Raw genomic sequence first — 21,575 nt, 5'->3', positions numbered from 1 at the left:
TATCGGTTTGCAAATGGAGCGTAAAAATGGAATACAGACATAAGATGATGCGTACCGCCGTGGGTGCGGTTGTTGAAAAAGCGATCCGGGACATTCGGGACGATCCCCGGCGCAGTATCCGAAATTTGGCGGATATGGGCGACAATTTTTCAAAAACAGCGGCGCAGAAGCACTTCTTTGAAATTGCTCATGAAGTTTTAAAAAATCCGGACAATCCGTATTTTGAACTGATTCTGAATATCATCCGGAACGTGGACGCAGAGACGGTCAAAACGGTCAGTCTGAATTTTGGGTACAGCAGCTTAAATTACGGGGCGGAGATTCTTCGAATAAAGCAAGCCGCCGTAAAGAAAAAGCTCCCGTGGCTGCTGCGGTTTGCGTACAGCGTGGACAATTCGGGTTCCCTGGGATTTGAGCGCGTGGAAGAGATTGTTTCGGACGCGGTTACTCTTGGCATTTATACCTATGTTTTTCAGATCGAAGACTCCGCTGAACGGTTGGAACAGATTCTGAACCTGTGTCGGAAACACGAGGAATGCTGCTTTTTTACGGCGGTGACTCCCAACTTTATCTTTGACCGGAACAGGGAGTGGCTGATGAAAACGCCGAACCTGATCCTTTCCGTCGATCTTTCCGCCGGCTGCGGGGAAGAGGAGACCGGCCGTGCGCTGCTGCAGCTGCACCGCGAAAAATGCTTTTACGGGTTCCATGTCCGCTATACCGGGAAGAATGTGGAGCGCCTGACTTCCGAGGAGTTCCGGCAGCGGATGATTGACTGCGGCTGCATTTTCGGATGCTATGTCAACGCCGACCGGAGCAACCGGGAATTGGAGGACAGAGTTTACGGCTATGTGTGCTCGAAACGGGGAAAAAAGGGCGGCCCGCTTTTTGTTTTTGATTTGGAACGGGATAAGCGGTATATCGCAGATGCCATTCTTTGCGGAACCGACTTTCTGATCGGCCCGGATGGAACAGCCCGGCTTGCCGACGGGTGTCTGGCCGACCTGCACCTGACAACGCTCTCCGCGCTGGCCGACATGGCGGATGTGGAGTTTTAGGCGGTTTTTCGAAAAATTAACGGATTATTTAGATATTTTCCATCCAAAAGCGTTATAATCATACCATTGAGGCGCGCGGAACTTTCGCCGCCGTACAATGAAGGAGAGGTTTGCCCGATGGACTGGTTCAGAAGAATGATGATGGGAAGGTACGGTACCGACCAGCTTTGCGTTGCGTTTGCGGTGCTTTATGTGCTGCTGTCCCTGATTGCGCAGCTTTTCAGACTGCCAATTTTGCTGCTCATTGCCTATATTCCTTTAGCGCTCTGTTTTTACAGAATGTTTTCAAGAAATATTGGGAAACGGTACCAGGAGAATGTCCGCTTTCTGAAATGGTGGAGTCCTGTTCATGAGCGCCTTCGCCGCTCGCTCTACCGCGCACAGAACGGGATGCATCATCTCTCATACCGAATGAAGGACAGAAAAACACATCGTTACTATAAGTGCCCCCATTGCTCGAATACCCTGCGCGTCCCGAAGGGCAAGGGGAAAATCAGCATTACCTGCCCGGTGTGCCGTACGGAGTTTATTAAAAAGACCTGAAGAACTCGCGTGAATGTTTCGAAATAATTCCATATATTGCCTTACATCCCCGGAATTCTACCGTGGGATGTATTTTTATAAGTTTTTACAAATAATGCTCCATAATATTTCCAAAAAGCATTGATAAACAGGGCGCTATTTAATATAATTTAAATGAATATGTAGAAAACCGATTTATCCGGTTCTGTACGTTTTGAGTATATAATACGGGGGGTTCTCAAATGGAGGACAATCAAGGCCTGTTGGTAAACGGGTATTCTGATCTGATAGACAAGCTGCCCGGTGTCATAAAATCCAGTATTGTTCAGTCGGGTGACACGATTACGGAAATTCATGTGCTTTCCGATACGAGCCGCTCGCCAAAGCAAATTGCACGCGACATTCAATCAGCTATTTTTGTACAGTTCGATACAACTATCGATCATAAAGTGATTAGTATCGCCCAGATTCCGTCTGAAAACACACAGCGGATCAAGGACAGACTGGTTTTTGAAGAGATCAGTATTTCAAAAAGCAAAAACAGGTCAACCGCGACAGTCTCCCTTTGTGACGGAGAGACCGCCTACAGCGGAGAAGCCTCCGCGTTAAATGACAGTGTGGAAATCAATAAAATGATCTGTCAGGCAACTCTAAATGCGGTCTCTAACTTTATTGAGCCAGACATGTCCCTTTCGCCAATAGATGTAAAGCTTTTTGACCTTACAGAAGAAAAGGCCGTCGCGGTCTGTATTGCGGTGAACTTCAAAAACAGTGTGGAGCGTTACCTGGGCAGCTCTTTTGTTGGCGATGATGCCGGATATGCGGTCGTAAAGGCCACCCTTGACGCGCTGAACCGCAAAATTTCAAATCTTTAGCGCATAATTCGGGAAAAAATCAGGTTTGCAGTCAGATTCACTAAGCGTAGCGGATATAGCCTGTTTATTTAGCGGAGAACAGAGAATGTTTTACGGAGGGCTATATCAATGAAAAAGATTCTGTTTGCGTTAATGTCCATACTTTCTGTTGTGGCAACCGCAGGCGCAAGTTTTTCTTGGAAGTAATTACTTAAACTGTAAACCTGATTTTTCTATATAGAAGGAGGTACATATGAGCCGTTCTTCAAAAATATATGCTTATCTGGTTTCAGCAATTGGATTTTCGCTTGGCTCATACTGTGTATATTCATATTTCAATTTCATTTATTTCAGTGGACACAGATCTGATGAAATCGTACAGTTTGCAATTCTATTATTTCTGTACATTATTTGTCGTTGCTTTCCGATTTACATAAGAGACGATTACGCAATTGATATGTCGTTTATCTGCAATCTGGCTGCAATCCTGTGTAAGGGTCCGATTGTTGCTGTTACAATGGTCTTTTTAAGTACTGCTTTTGTAGTGGAGCCGTCGCACACGGAAGAAAAAAAGTTTATTCATATTTTTAATACACAGCCAATTAAAACAACATTTAATGCGTCCAATTTTATGATCTCAGTTTATTCAGCTGGGGTTCTTTATCAAGCAGTCGGTGGGGTAGTTGGGTCGCTGAAGCTGCCCGATATTCTGTTACCCGGTATTTTGGCTTCATTATTTTATTTCTTGGTTAACTGCAGCCTGTTATTACTGTTGTTTTCCCTGAATTTAAAAACACCGTTTTTTAATTCTTTATGGAAAACACTGGTTGATTTTTGGCCCAATATTACCGTTTCCACTCCGATAGCGTACTTCATTGCAAAGTTTATGGTAATGGAAAACGGATTATATTTAGTCATTCTTATTATGCTTCCATTGCTTTTGGCAAGGTATAGTTTCGTTCTATATTTGGATGTAAAGAAAAATTACTATGCAATGGTCAAGACCCTGACGGCCGCACTCGAAGCAAAGGACAAATATACCGAAGGTCACGCGCACCGGGTGGAAGAGTACGCGGAAATGATTGCCTGCAAGATGCACTACCATGCGGGAGATATCGATGATATTAAGGTGGCCGCCCTTCTGCACGATGTGGGAAAAATCGGAATCGATGAAAAAATACTGAATAAGCCCGGTCCGCTTACCCCGGAGGAGCGGGCTGTCATTATGACGCATCCGCAGATCAGCGCGTCTATTTTAAAAAACGTGAAGCTCAATGACGCAATCCGAGAAGCGATTCTCCATCATCATGAGCGGTATGACGGAGGGGGGTACCCCGATCATACGAAAGGGGACGAAATTTCAACCGCGGTCTATATTATCGGTGTGGCAGACGCTTACGACGCCATGACCAGCGACCGTCCGTACTGCGCAAGCAAGCCGGTGGAGCGGGTGGTGGAAATTTTAAAAGAGGAAAGCGGAAAACAGTTTCACCCCAAGGTGGTGGCCGCTTTTTTGGAAGCCCTTCATGACAAGGGTGTCATTTCATAGAATCCGGAGAATCATTATGATTTTATTTCTTTTTGTTCTGGCGGGTTTTTTGGCTGCCTGCGCCGCAAACTGCAGAAGAGGCACCGCAAATCAGTACGGAAACATCTCTTCTGTCCGCGGTCTGTGGCTTCCTGTGGCTGGCCTGCTCGCGGAGCTTCCTTTTTCCTATTTGCCTGCTTTTGCCGGAAAGGTTCCGTGGCTTTTTACCGGCCTGAGCTATCTCTGCATCATCATGTTTCTGATTTTGAACCGCCGCAGGGCAGCGGGGGCAATCCTTGCCGGAGCCGGTACGCTTTGCAATCTGCTGGTTATTTTGTGCAATAATTTTCGCATGCCGGTGTCTCCTCTGGCGCTTGCGATGTTTCCCGGAATGACCCCGGAGGCGGTCTACGCGAAAAAGGCAAATTACTTCGTTGCAACGCACGGAGCGAGATTTTATTTTTTAGGCGATATCATTCCTGTACGGATTCCCTATGTCGGCAGCTTTATCAGCGTGGGGGATATTTTGCTGGGGCTGGGAATTACGGCTTTTATCTTTTCCGTGCTTACCGAGACCTTGAGTCCGTCCCGCAGTCCTTCCGCTGAGTAATGTGCTTTTGCACAGATTTCAGCCATTCTGAAAGCGCTTTCTTCCAATGCAAAGTTACTCTTGAATCATAATTAAGTTATATAGTATAATATACATTATGGATGAGTGTTTGTTTTATCTATTTTGCAATAGTAGCTGAATGCTAAAATGGAGGAAAAAACATGGAATATGCTTCGCAGACCAAACAGCAGCTTGCAAATTCTCTGAAGGAATTGATGGGCCGAACCCCATTCAACAAAATCACCGTCCAGAATGTGACCAGCAATTGTGGATTGAACCGGCAGACGTTCTATTACCATTTCAAAGATATGTACGAGCTGTTGAGCTGGATTTACCGCAACGACATCTTCAGTCAGATGGACGGAGTGCAGGATGATGAGTGGGAGAGCGCGGTTATACAGGTGATGAAATACTGCAAAGCCAACCGTGCATTTTGCAGAAATACCATTCGATCCATCAAAAAGGAATATCTGGAGGGCTTTTTGGAGCCCGTTGTACACACTTGGGTTGAAAAGCTTGGCATTAGTCTTGAAAACTGCAAATACATAAGCAAAGATGACGCGGATTTTCTGGTTGACTTTTTTACTACGGCATTTGTAAATTTTGGCATCCAGTGGGTCAGCCGGGGAATGCAGGAGAGCGAAGAGGATGTTATCAAAAAGATCAAAGCTCTTCTCCGTATGATTTACCACGGCACGGAAAAGCAAAAACGAATAGCAATTTGATTTCGGTTCCCGTACATTGAGTACGGGAATTTTTGTTTATACGGAAATATTAGGCGTTCATTTTTGCTAAACGACTTCAATCGATTATAGAAAAATTAGACAAATCAAGTAGCACCATACACAAGAATGAACAAAAAAAATAATGTAACCATATAATAATTATAAAATCTAAACAAAAATCGGGAATTGTCTAAATACAAAATTCTTATTCGGTGTTATGATATGGGCATAGATGGCAATACGGCGCAAGCCGGAAAACCAAAGTTATGGGAAGGTGCCTTAGGGCAAACAAAGATACAATTTATTGTATCGGAAAAACATTTTAGGGGAGGTTTTTTTATGGCCAAGTATGTAATGGCGCTGGATGCCGGCACAACGAGTTCCCGCTGCATTCTTTTCAATGAGAAGGGTGAAATGTGCAGTGTGGCACAGAAAGAGTTCACACAGTATTTCCCGAAGCCGGGCTGGGTTGAGCATGATGCGATGGAAATCTGGTCCACTCAGATTGGTGTTGCTCAGGAAGCAATGCTGAAGATTGGCGCAGTTGCTGCTGACATCGCGGCAATCGGCATTACCAATCAACGTGAAACAACCGTTGTGTGGGATAAGAAAACAGGCGAGCCTGTTTACCACGCCATCGTTTGGCAGTGCAGACGTACATCACAGTACTGCGACTCCTTAAAAGAAAAAGGTTTAACAGAAATCTACAGGAAAAAGACAGGTTTAATGATCGATGCTTACTTCTCGGGCACAAAAGTAAAATGGATTCTTGACAATGTTCCGGGCGTAAGAGAAAGAGCAGAAGCCGGTGATTTACTGTTCGGTACCATTGAAACATGGCTGATCTGGAACCTGACAAAGGGCAAGGTTCATGTAACCGATTACTCCAACGCTTCCAGAACCATGCTGTTCAACATTACGGAACTCAAATGGGACAAAGAGATCCTTGCAGAGCTCAATATTCCTGAGTGCATGCTCCCGACCGCGAAACCGTCCAGCTGTGTTTACGGCGAGTCCGATCCGTCCTTCTTCGGCGGAGCGATCCCGATTGCCGGCGCCGCCGGCGACCAGCAGGCTGCTTTGTTTGGCCAAACCTGCTACACTCCTGGCGAAGCGAAAAATACATACGGTACAGGCTGCTTCATGCTGATGAACACAGGTGAAAAACCGGTTTACTCCAAGAACGGTCTGGTCACCACCATTGCGTGGGGCCTTGACGGAAAAGTCAACTACGCACTGGAAGGTTCCATCTTTGTAGCCGGCGCCGCTATTCAGTGGCTGCGCGACGAAATGCGTCTGGTTGACACATCGCCTGATTCCGAGTATCTGGCGACAAAGGTCAAAGATACAAACGGCTGCTATGTTGTTCCTGCGTTTACGGGCCTTGGTGCTCCGCACTGGGATCAGTACGCCAGAGGCACAGTCGTCGGTATTACCAGAGGCGTCAACAAGTATCATTTTGTAAGAGCTACTCTTGAGTCTCTTGCCTATCAGACTTATGACGTACTGAAAGCAATGCAGGAAGATTCCGGCATTACGTTGGCTGCTTTGAAAGTTGACGGCGGTGCTTGCGCGAACAACTTCCTGATGCAGTTCCAGGCCGACGTAATCAATGCTCCGGTTCACAGACCGGTCTGCATTGAGACAACAGCAATGGGCGCCGCTTATCTGGCGGGTCTTGCAGTTGGCTACTGGGCAAGCAAAGAAGACGTTATTAAGAACTGGCAGATTTCCAAGGTCTTTGACCCGACCATGGATGCCGCTCATCGTGAAGAAATCATCAAAGGCTGGAGCAAGGCTGTTAAGTGCTCTTTCGGCTGGGCTAAGGACTAATAAATCTTCTGTTTTAAATTGCGGTTTAGAGAGTAAACGATTATTATTTTAGCCGGCCCCCGTCACAGGGGTAACCTCCCATCTGCAGGGGGCCGGTATTAAAAAAAGATTGAGGTGTATTGTTAATGTTACCATATCTTGCGGAATTTTTGGGAACAATGATGCTGATTATGCTCGGCGATGGAGTTGTCGCCAATGTTACACTGAATAAATCCGGAATGAAGGGTGCGGGTTCCATCCAGATTACTTTAGCATGGGGCCTTGCGGTCATGGTTCCTGCCTGTATTTTTGGCGCCGCTTCCGGCGCAAGCTTCAATCCAGCTTTGACCATAGCGCTTGCTTCCATTGGCAAGTTCAGCTGGGCCATGGTTCCGGGCTATATTATTGCTCAAATCGCGGGTGCTTTCGTTGGTGCCGTTATTGTTTATCTGATGTTTAAGGATCAGTTCGACGCAACAGAAGAAGCCGGAACAAAACTCGGCGTTTTCTCGACCGGTCCTTCTGTCCGCAATATTGGCCGTAACACCTTCTGCGAAGCTGTTGCTACCTTTGTACTGGTATTCGCCCTGCTTGGTTTTGGCAATGTAGCCGGTGCCGGCGGAGTTGGCGTAAATTATCTGTTCGTATTCGGAATCATCACATCCATCGGTATGTCTTTAGGCGGGCTGACAGGTTATGCTTTGAATCCTGCCCGTGACCTTGGACCTCGTCTTGCCCATGCAATCCTCCCCATTAAAGGCAAGGGCGATTCCAACTGGAGCTATGGCCTTATCGTTCCGATCTTTGGGCCTATCATTGGCGGCGTTATCGGTGCCCTCTTATATGCAGCTATTCCGTGGTAAATGCATGGTTGTATTAGGTTATATTAAGATTTAATATGCCTTGTAAGTACATAGCGATGAATTCATAAAATATTTGCAGGGGCGAACAAAATTTGCCCCTGCATTATTTTAAAAAAATTCCAAATAAATTAAAGAGTGGTGTACACAAAATGGTAGATGTAATCATCATTGGCGGAGGTGTTGTGGGCTGCGCGGTAGCCAGAGAATTGTCAAGATACAGCCTGAACATTGCACTGCTGGAAAAAACCGATGATATCAGCAACGGCCAAAGTAAGGCAAATACAGCGATTATTCACGGCGGCTATGATGCCCACCCCGGTACGCAAAAAGCAAAATTCAATGTCCTCGGAAACAAAATGTACGATAAAGTCTGTGAGGAACTGGACGTTCCGCATAAATGGAATACATCCCTGGTCGTGTCCTTCAACCCGGAAGATCATGAAAGCCTGGTGGCTTTAAAAGAGCAAGGAATAGAAAACGGAGTTCCCGGTCTCAGCATTATTGGACAAGATGAACTTAGAAAAAGAGAACCGAACATTGGCAGCACGGCGTACGAGGCACTGCTGGTCACCAACGGCGGAATTGTCTGCCCATACGAGCTGACTCAGGCCTTTGCCGAAAACGCAGCAATGAACGGTGTTAATTTTTACCGTGAAGCAGAAGTCACTGCCATAGAAAAAGTGAAAGACGGTTGGAAAGTTACAAGCAAGGCTGGAACCTTTACAGCAAAAGCAGTCGTCAATTGCGCCGGACTTTATTCCGATGTAATCAACAACATGGTTTCTGAGGATAAAATTACGATTGTTCCCCGCAGAGGCGAGTATTACATTGTCGATAAAAAATTCAGTGACACTTTCCACGCATCTATTTTCCAGCTCCCAACCAAAATGGGAAAAGGCATTCTGGTGACCCCGACTGTGGACGGAACCATTCTGATCGGCCCAACCGCAGAGGATATTGACGATAAGACCGACACAAGAACTACCACCGAAGGGCTTGCAAAGGTTCTGAAATACGCCAGCCTTACCTGGGAGCATATCCCCGCCAGAAATTATATCACGACTTTCTCCGGACTGCGCGCGCATTGCAATAAAAACGAATTTGTACTTGGCGAAGCGCCGGACGCTCCGATGTTCTTTAACGCGGCGGGCGTGGAATCTCCGGGACTGACTTCGTCACCGGCCATTGCTGAGTATCTGGCGGAAATGATTACCGACAAGCTCGGCGCAAAGAAGAAAGACAATTTCAACCCGATGAGAAAAGGGATACCGAAGTTCAGAGAAATGACGGACGAAGAGAGAGCAAAAGCAATTTCCATCAACCCGGATTACGCAAAGGTTGTCTGCCGGTGCGAAACCGTAACGGAAGCTGAAATTAGAGAAGCAATCCGCAGGCCGGTAGGAGCCAGGTCGGTGGATGGCATTAAGAGAAGGACGAGGGCCGGAATGGGCAGATGCCAGGCCGGATTCTGCACCCCCAGAACTTTGGAAATTTTATGTGAAGAGCTTCATATATCCCCGCTTGAAGTATCAAAATTCGGAGGAAACTCCAAATATCTGGAAAGCTACCTTTTTGAGAAAGGGGATCATGAAGATGCGTAATGTAGACATTTTGATTATCGGCGGCGGACCTGCCGGTCTGGCAGCCGCTGTTTCCGCTTACGAGGCGGGCGCGAGAAATATTCTGATTCTTGAAAGAGAAGAAAATCTCGGCGGTATTCTGAAACAGTGTATCCACAACGGATTTGGCCTCCATACCTTTAAGGAGGAGCTTACCGGTCCCGAGTATGCGCAGAGATACATTGACAAGGTTCTGGAATACGGGATTCCCGCTCAGTGCGATACCATGGTTATCAACATTACTCCGGATAAGGTGGTAACCGCAGTCAGCAGAGGAGCCGGATTGGAGCATTTCCAAGCGAAATCCATTATCCTTGCCATGGGCTGCCGCGAGCGCCCGAGAGGATCCCTTGCCACTCCCGGCTGGAGATGCTCCGGAATCTATACGGCGGGTACCGCACAGAAATTTACCAACCTGAAGGGTATGATGCCGGGCAAGCGCGTCGTCATTCTCGGCTCCGGCGATATCGGGCTGATTATGGCCCGCAGAATGACTTTCCTGGGTGCTAAGGTTTTGGCTTGCGTAGAACTGATGCCGTTCTCGGCCGGACTGAAAAGAAATATTGTACAGTGCCTTGACGATTACAATATTCCGCTTCTGCTCAGCCATACCGTGACCGACATCGCAGGCAAGGAGCGTCTGGAAGGCGTAACGGTTGCCAAGGTCGACCCCAAAACGCTGAAACCGATTCCGGGCACGGAAGAGTATTACGAGTGTGACACGCTCCTGCTTTCTGTCGGTTTGATTCCGGAAAACGAACTGACCACCATGGCCGGCGTACAGATTTCTCCGGCGACAAACGGCGCGGAAGTAAATGAAAACCTTCAGACCTCCGTGGACGGGATTTTCTCCTGCGGAAATGTTCTTCATGTGCATGATCTGGTTGACTTCGTGTCCGAAGAATCCGCGAAAGCGGGCGCCAACGCCTATCAATATGTACAGGGACAGCTTCCGGAAGAGGAAGAGACTCTGGAAGTGGTCAATGGTTTTGGTGTATCCGGCGCGGTTCCCCAGCATATTTCCAGAAAGCTGGATGAGCCTATCACGATCATGTTCCGTCCGAGGGGCGTTTTCAAGGATGCAAAGGTCTGTATTGATGTCGGAGATGTTCAGGCTGCTGAGAAAAAGAGCCGGATTCTTACCCCCGGTGAAATGGTAACACTGAAATTTACGCCCGAATATCTGCAAAAAAATGCCAGTGCTGACAAAATCACGGTAAGAGTGGAGGCGCAGCAGTCATGATAAAAGAAATTACCTGCATTGGTTGCCCGATGGGCTGCCGGATTACAGCGGAAGTGGATGGGGATAAAATTATATCCATCGAAGGCTACACCTGCAATATCGGTAAAAAATATGCTCAGGAGGAGCTGACGCTTCCGACCAGAATGGTGACCGCCCTGATGAAGGTTTACGGTACCACGCAGCCGCTCTCCGTCAAAACCTCTCAGCCGATTGAGAAAAGCAAAATCTTTGATTGTCTGGAAGAAATCTCCCGCCACACAGTGATGCGCCCGATTCACATCGGGGAAGTCCTAATCCGAAATGTATGCGGTACGCCGGTCAATATCATAGCGACAAAAGAGCTTGAATAAGACTTTGGCACTGCCGCACTCATCAATTTATAATAAATGACAGGAGGCGTTTTTTGTGAAGAAGTTAATAAACAGCGTGGACAATGTGGAACAGGAAATGATTGTCGGTATGGTGAAAGCGTATCCTAATCACGTCAGAAAACTGGACTGCGGCAATGTCGTTGTCAGGGCTCACAAAAAAGAAGGCAAGGTGGCACTCATCAGCGGCGGCGGCAGCGGCCACGAGCCCGCTCACGGCGGATATGTCGGCGAAGGCATGCTTGACTGTGCCGTTGCGGGAGCAGTGTTCACTTCTCCTACTCCTGATCAGATTTATGAGGGCATCAAAGCGATTGCCACCGATAAGGGCGTGCTGATGGTAGTGAAAAACTACACGGGCGACGTCATGAACTTTGAAATGGCGGCGGAAATGGCCGAAGCGGACGGAGTCAGCGTAAAGTATGTTGTAACGAACGACGACGTCGCGGTCAAAGACAGCCTTTACACAACCGGTCGCCGCGGCGTTGCCGGAACTGTGTTTGTTCATAAGATTGCCGGCGCAAAGGCTGAGACCGGAGCGGATCTGGATGAGGTTCACCGTGTTGCGCAGAAGGTAGTCGACAATGTCAGAACAATGGGCATGGCGCTTACGCCCTGCACCGTTCCCGCGGCCGGCAAGCCCGGTTTTGAACTCGGTGAGGATGAGATGGAAATCGGTATCGGTATCCACGGCGAGCCGGGTACCCACAGAGAGAAGATCAGAAGCGCGGACGAAATCGTTACCATGCTTCTTGACAAAATCGTTGCGGACATTGATTACAGCGGCAAAGAGGTTGCGGTGATGGTTAACGGCTCCGGCGCAACTCCTCTTATGGAACTCTTTATTGCCAACAATAAGATTCATGATTACCTGACCGAAAAAGGAATCAAGATTTACAAAACGTTTGTCGGGAATTACATGACCTCCATTGAAATGGCAGGTTTCTCCATTTCGCTGCTCCGTCTTGACGATGAGCTGAAAGAATTGCTCGACGCAAAAGCCGACACTCCGGCTTTCAAAGCATAACAAAATTTTGTGTGCGGCGGAGCCCCACCGTTCCGCCGCATAATTTTCATCTGGTTGCATAGATATCATTAATTACAGAATGATATGGATATATTTTTAAGAAAGGGAAATCATTATGACGGACAGCAATAAAGTTATAGAAATACTGAAGCAGATTGGCGAGCAAATTCAGATGGAAAAGGATTTCTTAACGGAATTGGACAATGTTATTGGTGACGGTGACCATGGAATCAATATGGCCAGAGGCTTCAAGGAAGTCGAAAAGAAACTGGCCGATCTCTCAGGAAAAGATATCGGTTCGATTTTAAAAACAGTCGGCATGACACTGGTTTCCACCGTGGGCGGCGCTTCCGGCCCGCTTTACGGAACCGCTTTTATGAGGGCCGGATCCGCAATCGGCGCAAAAACCGAAATGGACGGCGGCGACTTTATTATTGGAATGGAAGCCGCGATCAGCGGGATCGAAATGAGGGGCAAGGCGCACGAAGGCGAAAAGACCATGCTGGATGCCTTGATTCCGGCGCTGAATGCCATTAAAAAAAGCTACGAAGAAAATAACGACTTTAAGGCTGCGCTCACTCTTGGAGTGGAAGCCGCCGAAAAGGGCATTGAATATACCAAAACCATTATTGCAACAAAAGGAAGGGCCAGCTACCTTGGGGAAAGAAGCCTTGGGCATCAGGACCCTGGCGCGACCTCTGCCTGCTTAATGCTGAAAGTTATCAACAGTATGATCTGAGGATGTTAAACAGGAAAGGGAAAATATGGTAGGAATTATTATTGTATCCCACAGCCAAAAGCTTGCCGAAGGGGTTGCCGAACTGGCGAAAATGATGGCAGCCGACGCACCGGTGGTTCCGGCCGGCGGTCTTGAGGACGGTAATTTTGGCACCAGTTTTGAAAAAATCAGCACAGCCATTGATTCTGTATATACCGATGACGGCGCAGTGATCCTGATGGATATGGGCAGCGCGGTTATGACAGCGGAAATGGTAATTGAAAATATGCCCGAAAGAAAGATACGGATGCTTGACTGCCCTCTGGTAGAGGGAGCGGTCATTGCTGCGGTCGGCTCCAGCGCCAACCAGAGTCTGGAAGAGATTGCAGAATCCGTACAGGACGCCGCTTCAGAGAAAAAACTCTGAAATTTAATTTTGATTACTCCTTTACTTATTCCATGTTTCGACACACACCATAGCAACAGGCACATCGTTTTGTTATGAAACGGTGTGCTTGTTGTTTTTGCGCTTCTATGTAAAAAGCAGTATAACACTTTCCGCTTTGGGAATAGTAGCATTGTCCCCCTTTAGGACAATGCTATGGGAAAAAGGAGAAATTCATGAATAAAAAATACAGTATCAAAAATATGAACGGCGATACCAATAATGACGGTAAGAAATGCGGTCTTACCGATATGAACTGCCTTGGTCAGAATGTCAACAGCGCGTATCCGCAAAAAGACGAAGAAAATTCGTCATATGAATGGAACACCGGCGAATTTTCCACCAGAGAAGGCAAAGATTATATCGAAGCCACACCTGACGACGAGATTCCGGACAACAACAGATAGCAAAACGAAACCCTCCCATTTCTGGGAGGGTCTTGATTATGTGGCGTCATGGACAACCTCGTCATCCCTGAACAGCAGTGAAATACACCAGATTGCCGCAATCGCAACCAGTACATAGATGATTCGGCTGAACATTCCGGACTGCCCTCCACCGATCCAGGCAACAAGATCAAACTGGAAAATACCGATGGATCCCCAGTTCAGGCCACCGATAATCACTAAAAGCAATGCGATTTTATCTAACATTTTTTTCACTCCTTTGCCTTATTATGCACCGTTTTTTCTTTATTTATTCATAAGAATTAATCGCAAAAAACAGCTGTTTTCCTTGATTCTTTCGAAACACGGTGTCAAATTTAGGGAATTCACAGGTCAATCCGGTCCTTGCTCCGAGCCGGAGAGATTCTGCCGTGAGTTCGGCCGGTGCGGTCAAGTGATTTTCATAAAACACTTGACAAGCAGGAAAGAATATAATATCCTATAAACTAATAACAAAAATGCGCAGATGGGGACAGAGTGCATCCTTCCCGCTCACAGAGAGCCGTCGGCAGGTGAAAGACGGCGCGGCGAATGCAGGATATCACCCCGGAGCAGGCAGCTGAACAGTCGCTTAGTAGGTACGCCCGGGTTCCCACCGTTACAGGGGAGTGCATTGTTGGATGCATGCTGAGATGCCGTTTATTCGGCGAATTTAGAGTGGTACCGCGAAGTGAAACCTTCGCCTCTATACATAGAGGCGAAGGTTTTTTTATTTGAGGAAGATATGTTTTTAAGGAGGAATAGGAATGCAGTTAACAGGAGCGCAGATTCTTATGGAGTGCCTGCTGGAGCAGGGTGTGGATACGGTTTTCGGCTATCCGGGCGGGGCGGTGCTGAATATTTACGACGCCATTTACGAGTACCGCAATAAAATCAACCATATCCGTACCGCCCATGAGCAGGGCGCGGCCCACGCCGCGGACGGCTACGCACGGTCGACCGGAAAAACCGGAGTCTGCATTGCAACGTCCGGCCCGGGCGCAACCAACCTTGTTACCGGGATTGCCACCGCCTATATGGATTCCGTCCCCATGGTTGCAATCACCGGAAATGTAAGCCGTGACCTTTTGGGACTGGACAGTTTTCAGGAAGTGGATATTACCGGCATTACCATGCCGATTACGAAACATAATTATCTGGTGAAAAACATTGAAGATCTTGCCGATACGATCCGAAAAGCGTTTCTAATCGCCGGTACCGGCCGAAAAGGGCCGGTGCTTGTGGATATTCCAAAGGATGTAACGGCGCAGAAGTATGAATATACCCCTAAAACACCGTTTCCGGCGCCAAGAGGAGACTTCCCTTACGCGGAGCGCTTTGAACAGGCGCTGGAAATGCTCCGAAAAAGCGAAAAACCGTTTATCTATTCGGGCGGCGGCGTGATTGCCGCAGAAGCGTATGGCGAACTCAAGAAGTTTGCGGAACTGCTCGACGCGCCGGTTTCCTCTTCCTTAATGTGTCAGGGCGGCTACGACCAGACCGATCCGCGTTATATCGGGATGCTGGGAATGCACGGAACGAACACCGCGGCCCTCGCTATTAAAAACTGCGATCTGCTGATTGCCGTGGGGACGCGCTTTTCCGACCGCGTGCTGTGCAACGCGAACCTGTTTGCACAGCACTGTCCCATTATTCAAATTGAGATTGATACGGCGGAATTTAATAAAAACATCGATGTGGACCTGAAGATGAAGGGTGACGCCAAAGAAATTCTGGCGCACCTGAACGGGATGCTCCCCCAGCGGCAGCACAAGCTTTGGATGGAAGAGATTGCGGAATGGAAAGCGCTGTATCCGCTGGTGCAGGAAGCAACGTCCGAGGAGGAAGTGATGCCGCAGGAGGTTCTGGAAACCCTTGACCGGCTGACAAACTCCGAAGCGATTCTGGTTACCGAGGTCGGGCAGCATCAGATGTGGACGGCACAGTTCTACCGGTTCCGTACCCCCCGGCACTTTGTCAGCTCCGGCGGGCTGGGAACCATGGGCTTTGGTCTTGGCGCGGCCATCGGCGCGCAGGTTGCCAACCCCGACAAACGCGTGGTCAACATCGCGGGCGACGGAAGCTTCCATATGAACTGCAACGAGCTTTCCACCGCGGCGCAGTACAATATTCCGGTGATCGAACTGATCTTCAACAATCAGGTGCTCGGTATGGTGCGTCAGTGGCAAAAGCTTTTCTACGGCGGCCGTTTTTCGCAGACCACGCTGGACCGGACAACCAATTACGAAATGCTGGCGCAGGCGTTCGGCATCAAAGCGTTTACCATCAGCCGTCGAAGTGAAATCGAACCGGTCTTAAAGCAGGCGCTTGCGCTTCATGAGCCGGTTGTGATTAACTGCCATATCAATCCGGACGTCAATGTGCTGCCCATGGTACCGGCGGGCGGCTCCGTGGAAAATCCGATTCTTGAAATGTGAGGAGTGACAGGTTACCATGAATCATAATAATGATAAAGAATATGTATTGTCCGTACTCGCCAGAAACAATCCGGGCGTTCTCCTGCGCATCGCCGGCCTGTTCAGCCGCCGCTGCTACAACATTTTAAGCATCGTCGCGGCACAGACGGAAAATACGGAATACTCCCGCATCCTGATTGTCGTTTCCGGGGACGACCGAATTGTCCGTCAGGTAGATAAACAGGTGAGCAAACTGGTAGACATAGAGGAAGTGACCGTGCTCAACCGGGAAGAAGCCGTCGTGCGCGAGCATCTGCTTTTGAAAGTGGAGCGGAACCTTCAGAACAGCGAAAAACTGGTGGAAATCGCGAATGTGTTCCATGCCGCTATTTTAAATGTGCAGCCGGATTCCATGATTGTGGAGCTGACCGGCGACGCGAATACCATCAATTCCTTTATCGAACTTTACAATCCGTACAATGTTCTGAAAATTCTGCGCACCGGCGCAATGGCAATGATGAAATAAATTAAATACGTTGGGGGATATCAGCTTGTTAACGTTAGATCAGGTTTACCACGCCGCCTATGTTTTAAAAGGCGTTATCCGTGAAACGGCATTGATTCACGCGCCGCTCATCAATCCGGAAAGCCAGATTTACCTGAAGACAGAGAATCTTCAGATAACAGGATCGTTCAAGGTGCGCGGAGCATACTACAAAATATCTCAGCTGACTGAGGAGGAAAAGGCAAAGGGTGTTATCGCCTGCTCTGCTGGCAACCACGCGCAGGGCGTAGCCCTTGCCGCGGCAAAAAACGGCATCCGTTCGCTGATCTGCATCCCTGACAGCGCGCCGATTTCCAAGGTGGAGGCGACGAAAAGCTATGGAGCAGAGGTTTGTCTGGTCAAGGGTGTCTACGACGACGCGTATCAGAAAGCCTGTGAGCTGCAGGAGGAAAGCGGCGCGACCTTTATCCATCCGTTTGACGACCCGCAAGTGATTGCCGGACAGGGTACCATCGGTCTGGAAATTTTGAACCAGCTGCCCGACGTGGACGCGGTGATCGTCCCTGTCGGCGGCGGCGGTCTGATTTCCGGCGTGGCGTATGCCGTCAAGTCGCTGAACCCCAACTGTAAGGTCTACGGCGTACAGGCAAGCGGAGCGCCCAGCATGGTGCGGGCGCTCGCCGACAAACAGGTGCAGGCTTTGAAATCCGTTTCCACCTTTGCGGACGGCATCGCGGTGAAATGCCCGGGAGAAACCACATTTGAACTGTGCAGCAAATATGTCGATGAAATCGTCACCGTAACGGAGGACGAAATTGCCACCGCGATTCTTACACTGATCGAGCAGCAGAAGCTGATTGCCGAAGGCGCCGGCGCGGTGGCCGTTGCGGCCGCCATGTTCAACAAGGTGGACGTAAAGGGCAAAAAAGTGGTGTGCTTACTGTCAGGCGGCAACATTGACGTAACCATTCTCTCCCGTGTCATCACCCGGGGCCTGCTGAAAGCCGGGCGTTCGGGCGACCTTGTGATTGCCATGATGGATAAACCGGGTCAGCTGAAGGATGTTTCCGCCATTATTGCCGACCTCGGCGGGAATGTGGTCAGTGTCCACCATGACCGCGGCGGAGAAAACACCGGCATCAATGACTGCTATCTGCATATCCGCATGGAGACCAGAAACCATGAGCATCTGGAACAGATCCGCAGGGCGATTATCGATGCGGGCTATCATATCAAAAACATGTAAATAAATGGAGGATGATACCATGAGTCAGGTTATTTCAACGAAAGACGCACCGGCCGCCATCGGCCCTTATTCTCAGGCAATTGAAGCGGGAAACACCGTTTACCTAAGCGGGCAGATTCCGATCATTCCCGCGACCGGTGAAATTGCAGCGGGCGACATTACCGTACAGACCGAGCAGGTCATGCATAACATTGCCGCGGTTTTAAAAGCGGCGGGAGCGGATTTCACAAACGCGGTAAAAACCACCTGCTTTTTAGCGGACATGGCCGACTTCGCCGCTTTTAACGCTGTCTATGAAAAATACTTTACAGGCAAACCAGCGCGTTCCTGCGTTGCGGTAAAGCAGCTTCCCAAAAATGTGCTGGTGGAAGTGGAAGTCATAGCGGTAAAATAATGCCCCCGCGTATTTACGCTGAAAGAAGGGATCTGCTCACTGGGCAGATCCCTTCTTTCCTTATGCAACCAAATTTAATATCATGAATATCATACATAGTGTAATATATATTTGACATTGTGTATCATATATGATATGCTTTGTTTATTGAAAGAGCAAAGGAGGCAATGCAATTGGGTAAGAACCTTCGCCTGAAATCCGCCAGAGCCGCGCTGGATATGTCACAGAAGGAAGTTGCCGAAGCGGTCGGGGTCACCCGGCAGACCCTAAATGCGATAGAAAACGGCGATTACAATCCGTCGGTCAACCTGTGCATCGCCATATGCAGGGTTTTGGGGAAAACGTTGGATCAGTTGTTTTGGGAGGATGAAAACAATGAAAAAAATTGAATTTGATGAATTGCAGCAAAGCAGGCGTTACCGGTATGGGTATCAATCCTTTATTCTGCTGGCATTCTTAATCCTGATCGACAGCGTAATAAGCGGCATGGGTGTCGTCTGGCTGGAGCACACGACGAGCACCTTTATTCTCCTGCTGGCCGGATGCACCTACTTTATCTGCCGTTGTATCTGGGGTGACGCGCTGGTTGGCCCTAAGGAGACGCCGGGCCGGTTTAGTGCCAAAACGGCCGCAATTGTCATTTCAGCGGCAGCGGTTGCCGTACTTGTGGCAGGCTTTGCCCTTTCAAAAGGCCACAATCAGCCGTCGGCAGCTGCGGGCGGAAACGAATTGTCTTTGGTCTGCACCGCTATGTGGGCGGTGATCGCGCTGGTATATGCATTAAAGCGCCTTGTAAAAGGAAAACCGGAACAATAAAGAATGATGGAAGAGGCTCTCCGACACCGCGGAGAGCCTCTTCCTGTGTGATATATTATCCGCGGCGGATCCGTCTGGCCTTTTCCTGAATTTCGCGGATTCTTTGCAGGGATTCGTTGCATTTTAAAGATTTCATGGTCGGAAACGCGCTGATTACGCGGCATTGAAAGCATTTGACATCTGTCTCTATTTTGTCCTTTTTTTCGTAAAGCTCGGACAGGGTCTTCTGGTAGGCCGCCCTTGTTTCCTCGTCGATCAGGCTGCCCAGAGCGGACTGCATGGTTTCAATCTTATCCGCTTTGAAGGAAGCGGCTCTTTCCCTGATCTCATCCAGTATCTGCTGCATTTCATCCAGCTTTCCGTTCAACTTGAAGATGGTGTAGACGGACAGAGTGGTGTCGCAGGCAAAATACAGAAGAAAAGTACCGGCCACCCACGGCAGAACCGTTGCCGGGATGGATGTCAGCAGGCGCATGACCGTCGGGTGAATCACGAGGATGCCGACTACGCACATCACGCCGAACAGCAGCGAGTTTTCAAGGCAGATCCTGCCCTGAAGATGATATCGGTGGGTGGAATAGTCCCAGTATTTTGTATGGAATATTTTTTCAAGGGCAAAGCCCGTCACATATTCCAGCAGGGTGGTCATCAGCACTCCCGCCAAATACAGGACAATCAGATTATCTTTAAAAGGGGACAGGGCGGACACGACGACCACGCCGCCCACACCGTAAATCGGGCAGAACGGGCCGTTTAAAAATCCGCGGTTAATCCATTTACCGGCTGGAACGGAACAGTAAATGCTTTCCGTCAGCCAGCCCAGAAAGCTGTATACGGTAAAAACGAGAAACAGTATCCAGAAATTATCCATTTTTCTCCCTCATCTTGCAAGATAGCTATAAGTTTAACTTTTTACAGCCATTTTGTCAAACTGCAAAACAAGGTGCTTTTTGAAGAAGCAGCAGCAAATAGTATAAAAGCGCGGCACAAACCGCCGGAGAAACAATCCAGCTCACAACATCCACTTCTATGGCCGTTACTTTGAGCAGCCGGTTAATGCTCAGGGAAGCGTTGTAAATTTCGCTCATAAAGAGGATAGTGATATAGGCTTTGATTCCAAAAATCGGAACCAGACTCGCAATCAAAATGACGCGCATGACCGAATCACTGAAATTATATTTTAAAGAATACAGCTGCTGATCCAGACCCTTGAGCATCCCGTCCACCACGCTGTCAAGGTACATCAGCGGAAGAATCGGCGCCATAATGCGCAGCATATTTCCAACCTGTGTACTTTTGTAGAACGCCATTCCAAGGCTGTCTGCGAACACAATCAGGATGGAGGTCATCAGAAAGGAAAAGGTGAGTGTAAAGCGCATTGCTTTTTCAACGGATCTCTGTATGGTCGCCCGTTTTCCGCCCGCGTTGGCCTCCGCCATTTCGGGAATCAGCAGCATGCTCAGGGCGGCGAGGAACGCAGAGGGGAAATACAGAATCGGCATGACCATCCCCTGCATAGTGCCGTACTGCGCCAGCGCGCCGCTTTCCCCGGCGCCGTATTTCCTTAGCCCGCGGGGAATCAGCATGTTTTCCGTACTGTTCAGCAGACTGCGGAAAAAGGAGCCGCACAAAACCGGCGCCGCAATGTGCAGAACGCTTTTAAAAACCCCGGCGTTTTTCGCTTTGGAAAGACCGCGTTTCTGTGCAAAAACAAGGTACAGCAAAACGATATACGCGCAGGAAAAGACCTCGCCGATAGTGGAGCCGAGCATCAGTGCGTTCAGCGGCGCGGAGCATCTGGCGAACAGGAACAGCGAAGCGCCGATGGTGACAAACTGCTCCAGCCACTCGCCGCACGCGGGGACAAGGGTGTTGCGGATGGCAAGGAAATACCCTTTCAGGCAGGAGCACACCGCAATAAAGGGAAGGCTGGGCGCCAACAGCCTAAGCGGTGTGGCGGCAATGGAATCGCCGATGAAACGCACCGAAATAAAGTCGGCGAAGAAAAACATCGCCGCCGCTCCCACCAGAGAAAGGCTTAGCGCGTACCCGACACAGCGCCGGATGCTGTCCCGGGTGCCGCGCCCCTCCGCAACAAGCCGCGTGACGGCAAGGCCCACCCCGGAAGTGCACAGGGTGATGCCCAGAATGAACACCGACAGAATCAGCTGATACAGCCCCATGCCGGACGCGCCGATTTTTGAGCAGATAAATACCCGGAACCAGATGTTGCTCATTCGCAGAATGACACTGGTAGAGGTCAGAATGACCGCATTCAGGTAAAAAATGCGTTTTTTCATTTGATTAACACCTTTAATTCTTATCGTTAATCAAATGTATTCGCGTACTCCGCAAAATAAATCTATAAATTTTGAGGCCC

Annotated in this window: 24 protein-coding genes and 1 other annotated feature; of the genes, 21 read left to right on the top strand and 3 right to left on the bottom strand. The window is 48.9% G+C overall.

Annotated features, from left to right (window positions below; genetic code table 11):
- Positions 1–26: 26 nt before the first annotated feature.
- The 15 genes from J5W02_RS07335 (at position 27) to J5W02_RS07265 (ending at position 13,799) form a co-directional block, all read left to right on the top strand.
- A complete protein-coding gene (locus J5W02_RS07335) occupies positions 27–1,058 on the top strand; it encodes a hypothetical protein (RefSeq protein ID WP_219965013.1) in 1,032 nt (343 codons plus the stop codon).
- A 117-nt stretch (positions 1,059–1,175) separates the two neighbouring features.
- Positions 1,176–1,601: a hypothetical protein gene (locus J5W02_RS07330; protein WP_219965012.1), complete on the top strand. Its 426-nt coding sequence runs from the start codon at positions 1,176–1,178 to the stop codon at positions 1,599–1,601.
- A 221-nt stretch (positions 1,602–1,822) separates the two neighbouring features.
- Positions 1,823–2,455, top strand: coding sequence for a hypothetical protein (locus J5W02_RS07325; RefSeq protein ID WP_219965011.1), 633 nt, complete (start codon positions 1,823–1,825; stop codon positions 2,453–2,455).
- Positions 2,456–3,401: 946 nt separating this feature from the next.
- Entirely contained in the window at positions 3,402–3,983 is a 582-nt protein-coding gene (locus J5W02_RS07320; protein ID WP_219965010.1) for an HD-GYP domain-containing protein, read from the top strand.
- A 16-nt stretch (positions 3,984–3,999) separates the two neighbouring features.
- Positions 4,000–4,572 carry a DUF5317 family protein gene (locus tag J5W02_RS07315; protein ID WP_219965009.1) on the top strand — a complete coding sequence of 191 codons (573 nt, stop codon included), beginning with the start codon at positions 4,000–4,002 and terminating at the stop codon, positions 4,570–4,572.
- 161 nt (positions 4,573–4,733) lie between these two features.
- Positions 4,734–5,297 carry a TetR/AcrR family transcriptional regulator C-terminal domain-containing protein gene (locus J5W02_RS07310; RefSeq protein ID WP_219965008.1) on the top strand — a complete coding sequence of 188 codons (564 nt, stop codon included), beginning with the start codon at positions 4,734–4,736 and terminating at the stop codon, positions 5,295–5,297.
- A gap of 339 nt (positions 5,298–5,636) precedes the next feature.
- A complete protein-coding gene (gene glpK, locus J5W02_RS07305) occupies positions 5,637–7,130 on the top strand; it encodes a glycerol kinase GlpK (protein WP_219965007.1) in 1,494 nt (497 codons plus the stop codon).
- A 125-nt stretch (positions 7,131–7,255) separates the two neighbouring features.
- Positions 7,256–7,972 carry an MIP/aquaporin family protein gene (locus tag J5W02_RS07300; protein WP_219965006.1) on the top strand — a complete coding sequence of 239 codons (717 nt, stop codon included), beginning with the start codon at positions 7,256–7,258 and terminating at the stop codon, positions 7,970–7,972.
- Positions 7,973–8,121: 149 nt separating this feature from the next.
- Entirely contained in the window at positions 8,122–9,573 is a 1,452-nt protein-coding gene (locus tag J5W02_RS07295) for an NAD(P)/FAD-dependent oxidoreductase (protein ID WP_219965005.1), read from the top strand.
- Positions 9,566–10,834 carry an NAD(P)/FAD-dependent oxidoreductase gene (locus J5W02_RS07290; protein ID WP_219965004.1) on the top strand — a complete coding sequence of 423 codons (1,269 nt, stop codon included), beginning with the start codon at positions 9,566–9,568 and terminating at the stop codon, positions 10,832–10,834. Before J5W02_RS07295 ends, J5W02_RS07290 begins: the two co-directional genes overlap by 8 nt.
- Entirely contained in the window at positions 10,831–11,184 is a 354-nt protein-coding gene (locus J5W02_RS07285) for a DUF1667 domain-containing protein (protein WP_219965003.1), read from the top strand. The genes J5W02_RS07290 and J5W02_RS07285 overlap by 4 nt, the downstream gene beginning before the upstream one ends.
- A 55-nt stretch (positions 11,185–11,239) precedes the next feature.
- On the top strand, positions 11,240–12,229 hold the full coding sequence (dhaK, locus tag J5W02_RS07280) for a dihydroxyacetone kinase subunit DhaK (RefSeq protein ID WP_219965002.1): 990 nt from the start codon (positions 11,240–11,242) through the stop codon (positions 12,227–12,229).
- 115 nt (positions 12,230–12,344) lie between these two features.
- Positions 12,345–12,968 carry a dihydroxyacetone kinase subunit DhaL gene (dhaL, locus tag J5W02_RS07275; RefSeq protein WP_219965001.1) on the top strand — a complete coding sequence of 208 codons (624 nt, stop codon included), beginning with the start codon at positions 12,345–12,347 and terminating at the stop codon, positions 12,966–12,968.
- A 25-nt stretch (positions 12,969–12,993) separates the two neighbouring features.
- Positions 12,994–13,374, top strand: coding sequence for a dihydroxyacetone kinase phosphoryl donor subunit DhaM (gene dhaM / locus J5W02_RS07270; RefSeq protein WP_219965000.1), 381 nt, complete (start codon positions 12,994–12,996; stop codon positions 13,372–13,374).
- Between the two features lie 194 nt (positions 13,375–13,568).
- Positions 13,569–13,799 (top strand): hypothetical protein, encoded by a 231-nt coding sequence (locus J5W02_RS07265; protein ID WP_219964999.1) that lies wholly within the window; start codon positions 13,569–13,571, stop codon positions 13,797–13,799.
- Positions 13,800–13,835: 36 nt separating this feature from the next.
- On the opposite strand, the gene J5W02_RS07260 is transcribed toward J5W02_RS07265, so the two are convergent.
- On the bottom strand, positions 13,836–14,045 hold the full coding sequence (locus J5W02_RS07260) for a DUF378 domain-containing protein (protein ID WP_219964998.1): 210 nt from the start codon (positions 14,043–14,045) through the stop codon (positions 13,836–13,838).
- A gap of 247 nt (positions 14,046–14,292) precedes the next feature.
- Positions 14,293–14,528: a binding site (T-box leader), on the top strand.
- A 56-nt stretch (positions 14,529–14,584) separates the two neighbouring features.
- Between J5W02_RS07260 and ilvB the strand changes: the two genes are divergently transcribed.
- From ilvB to J5W02_RS07230, 6 genes are all read left to right on the top strand, one after another.
- Positions 14,585–16,255: a biosynthetic-type acetolactate synthase large subunit gene (ilvB, locus tag J5W02_RS07255; protein WP_219964997.1), complete on the top strand. Its 1,671-nt coding sequence runs from the start codon at positions 14,585–14,587 to the stop codon at positions 16,253–16,255.
- Positions 16,256–16,271: 16 nt separating this feature from the next.
- Positions 16,272–16,760, top strand: coding sequence for an acetolactate synthase small subunit (ilvN, locus tag J5W02_RS07250; RefSeq protein ID WP_219964996.1), 489 nt, complete (start codon positions 16,272–16,274; stop codon positions 16,758–16,760).
- A gap of 25 nt (positions 16,761–16,785) precedes the next feature.
- Positions 16,786–17,985: a threonine ammonia-lyase gene (gene ilvA / locus J5W02_RS07245; protein ID WP_219964995.1), complete on the top strand. Its 1,200-nt coding sequence runs from the start codon at positions 16,786–16,788 to the stop codon at positions 17,983–17,985.
- A gap of 19 nt (positions 17,986–18,004) precedes the next feature.
- Entirely contained in the window at positions 18,005–18,379 is a 375-nt protein-coding gene (locus J5W02_RS07240) for a RidA family protein (RefSeq protein WP_219964994.1), read from the top strand.
- A 173-nt stretch (positions 18,380–18,552) separates the two neighbouring features.
- Positions 18,553–18,768, top strand: a complete 216-nt coding sequence (locus J5W02_RS07235) for a helix-turn-helix transcriptional regulator (RefSeq protein WP_255575616.1) — start codon at positions 18,553–18,555, stop codon at positions 18,766–18,768.
- On the top strand, positions 18,755–19,195 hold the full coding sequence (locus J5W02_RS07230) for a hypothetical protein (protein ID WP_219964992.1): 441 nt from the start codon (positions 18,755–18,757) through the stop codon (positions 19,193–19,195). The genes J5W02_RS07235 and J5W02_RS07230 overlap by 14 nt, the downstream gene beginning before the upstream one ends.
- A 55-nt stretch (positions 19,196–19,250) precedes the next feature.
- Here J5W02_RS07230 and J5W02_RS07225 read toward each other — a convergent pair whose 3' ends face one another.
- Positions 19,251–20,066 (bottom strand): putative ABC transporter permease, encoded by an 816-nt coding sequence (locus tag J5W02_RS07225; RefSeq protein WP_219964991.1) that lies wholly within the window; start codon positions 20,064–20,066, stop codon positions 19,251–19,253.
- Between the two features lie 55 nt (positions 20,067–20,121).
- Positions 20,122–21,495, bottom strand: a complete 1,374-nt coding sequence (locus tag J5W02_RS07220) for an oligosaccharide flippase family protein (protein WP_219964990.1) — start codon at positions 21,493–21,495, stop codon at positions 20,122–20,124.
- Between the last annotated feature and the right edge of the window lie 80 nt (positions 21,496–21,575).

Source organism: Caproiciproducens faecalis (assembly GCF_019448085.1).
GTDB classification, from domain to species: Bacteria; Bacillota; Clostridia; order Oscillospirales; family Acutalibacteraceae; genus Caproiciproducens; species Caproiciproducens faecalis.
This window is presented reverse-complemented; position numbering and strand designations above follow the sequence as displayed.